This window comes from Bacillus sp. 05T31 (genome assembly GCF_056396725.1).
Genome location: NZ_JBFTMA010000421.1, coordinates 1 through 3,780, shown reverse-complemented (window position 1 = coordinate 3,780; position 3,780 = coordinate 1). Strand labels below are relative to the sequence as shown.

The 3,780-nt window shown below is 31.7% G+C and carries 4 protein-coding genes and 1 pseudogene; 1 reads left to right on the top strand and 4 read right to left on the bottom strand.

Annotation, left to right across the window (positions count from 1 at the left end; translation table 11 throughout):
• Positions 1–12: 12 nt before the first annotated feature.
• The 3 genes from AC1DJR_RS20940 to AC1DJR_RS20930 all read right to left on the bottom strand — a co-directional run bounded on the left by AC1DJR_RS20940 (position 13) and on the right by AC1DJR_RS20930 (position 2,458).
• Entirely contained in the window at positions 13–162 is a 150-nt protein-coding gene (locus AC1DJR_RS20940) for an aspartyl-phosphate phosphatase Spo0E family protein (protein ID WP_002012842.1), read from the bottom strand.
• Between the two features lie 241 nt (positions 163–403).
• Complete coding sequence (locus AC1DJR_RS20935) at positions 404–1,354, bottom strand: hypothetical protein (protein WP_060751770.1); 951 nt, start codon at positions 1,352–1,354, stop codon at positions 404–406.
• 486 nt (positions 1,355–1,840) lie between these two features.
• Positions 1,841–2,458 carry a helix-turn-helix domain-containing protein gene (locus tag AC1DJR_RS20930; RefSeq protein WP_002031957.1) on the bottom strand — a complete coding sequence of 206 codons (618 nt, stop codon included), beginning with the start codon at positions 2,456–2,458 and terminating at the stop codon, positions 1,841–1,843.
• Positions 2,459–2,572: 114 nt separating this feature from the next.
• Here AC1DJR_RS20930 and AC1DJR_RS20925 point away from each other — a divergent pair, with 114 nt between their 5' ends.
• Entirely contained in the window at positions 2,573–3,463 is an 891-nt protein-coding gene (locus AC1DJR_RS20925) for a DMT family transporter (protein ID WP_477003416.1), read from the top strand.
• 201 nt (positions 3,464–3,664) lie between these two features.
• Here AC1DJR_RS20925 and AC1DJR_RS20920 read toward each other — a convergent pair.
• Positions 3,665–3,780: pseudogene (locus AC1DJR_RS20920) on the bottom strand (DUF2935 domain-containing protein); the annotation flags it as partial.

Genomic DNA, 3,780 nt, shown 5'->3' with positions numbered 1-3,780 from the left:
TCATAGTTCTTTCTATTTTAAAAACATAAACCAGTTTATTAATTTGTCAATTTCTTGGCTGAGTGCTATTACTTTTTCATGTTGAAGTCCATAATTTGAGACTAGATTCAATAATTCTTCTTTTTTCAATTCAATTATTTTTTCTAACTTCACTAATTCCATGTCGTCTTTATTCGCTCCAATTTCAAAATATATGTATTTTAGTATAGCCTACTTACATAATAAGTAAAAGTCTCATGCTAATGTAAAATCTTACATATTTGAAAAAACAATATACTACTAACAAAAAAAGAGACTTAAACTAAGCCTATTATTACAGGTCATTATAATTTTCTACCATTTTTTATAAATATGTTAGTTTATGAATGTGTACCATTTACTATTAATTTAAAGTTAGACACTTTTACTCATTAATAATACAACAGAATTTCTCAAATGTTTTATCTTTATATTCTGGAACCCTTGTTAAGTGATCAAAATAACTATATGAAAATTTAAATATGTGCCCAAAATCCCAATTAAATTCGCTGTAGTCTTTAAGCCAGAATCCATTATCTAGCGGAAGTGTATCAACTTGTTTTGCTTTTGTAAGAGGTAAACGATCTACAGGAGAATTCAATATTATTTGGGCATTCGGCATTAAATTGCGACTTTTTCTAAGTACATAAACTAGCTTTAATAGTGGTTTTATTCCTCGTTGAAATAATTCTATATGCCCTAAGTCATATAATATATTAATCGCATGTGAGAAGGTAAGCATATGACCAATTAAATCGTGATGTGATTCTGCCTTATATATAACATTAAATTCAGATAATTCATTTAAAATAAATTCAGATAATTGCTTTGGGTTTTTAATTTCGCTTTGAATCTCCTCATTATTTATAATTAGTTGCTTTACTTCTTTAGTTGTAAAACCAATCCAAGATCTACCGGGAATTGTTTTTTGAAACGATAATATAAGGTTTGCTATATTATTAATATCTTGCTCACTCCCCCAATGACTTAACTCCTTAATGGCTAGTAAACTYAAAGAAGCGTAAATTACATTATGACCAACCCAATGGAGTTCATCAATCGTTTGTTCCAAAGATTTAATTATCGTTTCTTCAGCACTTTGATAATCGATACCTTGTTTATTATCAATTGTTTCGCCTAACCTTTGCTTATGGAGCATCATTTTCGCTTGAGAATAAATGTTACAGGCAGTTTTTTCATCAATGTTATTGTTTTTCGTAAAAAAATAACTAGCAATGGCAGCTGCTCCGAAATGTGCATACCAAATATCATTTGTTTCTTTTTTACATTGAGATATAATTGAAAGCCCATCTTTTAATACACTTATATTTTCCATCTCTCTTATCCCCTCTAAACCCTAATAAAAATGTTTTTTTAGCATCTACAAAGTCGGCAAAAAGCCAGGTGAAAACTCTTGAAAAGTTTCCTCCTTTACAGTTATAAATTAAAATTACCCCTGCCGCTCAACAAGAATTAAATTTGCTTCTAATAATATTTTGAGATGATACTTATTCATCCCTAATGCAGTCTCAATCTTCCACAATTGTGTTTGTTTTGATTATGAAATAAATAACGAACAATTTCTCGTTTTACTCCTGCCAAAGCCTTAAAAATTTCCACTCTTTGTTTATCTGAATTATTTGGTTTGATAGTCATGGAACTATCTTATTTTTTTGTCAAATCTCTCATCTTCTTAAACATACAAAGTGAAAATCAAATGTGTATGTATTTATAGATAGTTGTTTTATTATACACGCGAATCTTTATGTAATTGATACTTTCTATTATGTTACCACTTAGTATGTATCCTTAAGCTACTTCCTTAGCTTAACGAAGGTGTTAATACAAATAAGATGTGATTCATTTCATCACTCTTATTCAAAAATCTATGTTTCACGTTCGGTGGAATACGCACAACATCTCCTTCTTCTAAAAAATATTCATTCCCTTCCAATTCCACATACACTTCCCCTTTCATTACAACTGCAATTTCTTCCTTATCTTCGTGGGAATAGTGACTTTCTGTTGTATTTGCATATCCGTTTAAATCCATCATTAACATTTCAATGCGAGCTTTCATAAAATCTGGTGTTAACACATCATAAACAATATGATCATTATTTTCTCGATATACTTTTTTCCGATCTTTCTTCTTAGAAATAAGTGAGTCTGTATCAATATCATTAATAAAAAGAGTAAACAGCGGTACATTTAATGCTTTCGCTATTAATTCCAATACATTTAAAGAAGGATTGGCATGTCCTCTTTCAATTTGACTAATAAGTGAAGTACTGATTCCTGCATAATCAGCAAATTCACGAATTGTCATATTATTTTTCTTACGATAACTTAAAACAGTTTGACCTAGCCGATAATGAATCATTGTTACAACTTCCTTTCGTCCATCATAATACATCTTTTGTCCCTTTTGTGCTGACATACTAAACAGTGGCAATTAATCCTTCCTTATTTCATCTTAGGCTTATATACTAACTTTTGTACATTATATTATATACAGTTCATTATAATAAACAACCAATCGGAGGAAGAAACTTTGAAATCACCTATTCTTTCATATTTTATCTTATTTTTCGGCGTGTTCGCCTTATCTACTTCAGCTATCTTCGTAAAAATAGCCGATGCCCCTGCAGCAATCACTGCTTTTTATCGATTATTGTTTGCTACGGTAATTCTTTTACCGTTTCTAATATTTAATACAAACAATCGAAGCGAACTTCGCTCATTATCAAAAAAGCAATGGGGATTTGGACTCTTATCTGGATTATTTCTAGCAGCTCATTATGTACTATGGTTTGAATCATTACAGTATACTTCCATAGCAAGTTCTACAGTTATCGTAACGTTGCAACCTTTATTTTCAATGGTCGGTGGTTATTTTTTATTTAAGGAACGGTTTACGAAAGGTGCGATTATAGGCTGCCTTATTGCAATTTCAGGAAGTATCGTGATTGGGTGGCAAGATTTTCAAATTAGTGGTGAGGCTTTATACGGCGATATTTTAGCTTTTATTGCTGCTGGCGTCATAACAGCTTACTTTTTCATTAGTCAAYATGTTCGTAAAGAYYTATCCCTWATACCGTACTCGGTAATTAGTTATGGCAGTAGTTCACTCTTTCTCGGTATATTTGCTTACACACAGCAGTCATCTTTCTTTAATTACACTGCACAAACWTGGTKGTCCTTTATWGGWTTAGCWTTCATTGCAACGATTTTAGGACAAACRATWTTCAATTGGTTATTAAAATGGATGAGCGCTACTGTTATCTCGATGAGTATTTTAGGAGAGACAATTGGAACTTGTATGCTAGCCTATTTCATTTTAGATGAAACAATTTCTTTACAGCAAGGACTAGGAATTCTACTTATTTTCATTGGATTAGCATTATTTTTATTACAACCGAAACAATCAAATCACAATTTATAAAGTGAAACTTTAATCAGTGGGGGTTTTGTTCATCCCCCGCTGATTATTAGCCTTCACCAATAGGGCGTTTACGGACAGTTTTTCTCCCTCATAACTTCTTTGATCCAGCCAAATTTTGAGATGGGAGTTTTACTGCCGACAAATAGCGGGATAAACAAGAAAAGCATGACATTAGTTTGCCATGCTTTCCTTGTTTATCTATTATTGCGGAGATTGTTCCACCTGCTTTTGCTTTAGCCTTTGCTCCAATACATGAATCATAAAGAGGAAATGCTCTGCCTCTCTTGTAACATGATCAGCAAGCAACGGATTTATAG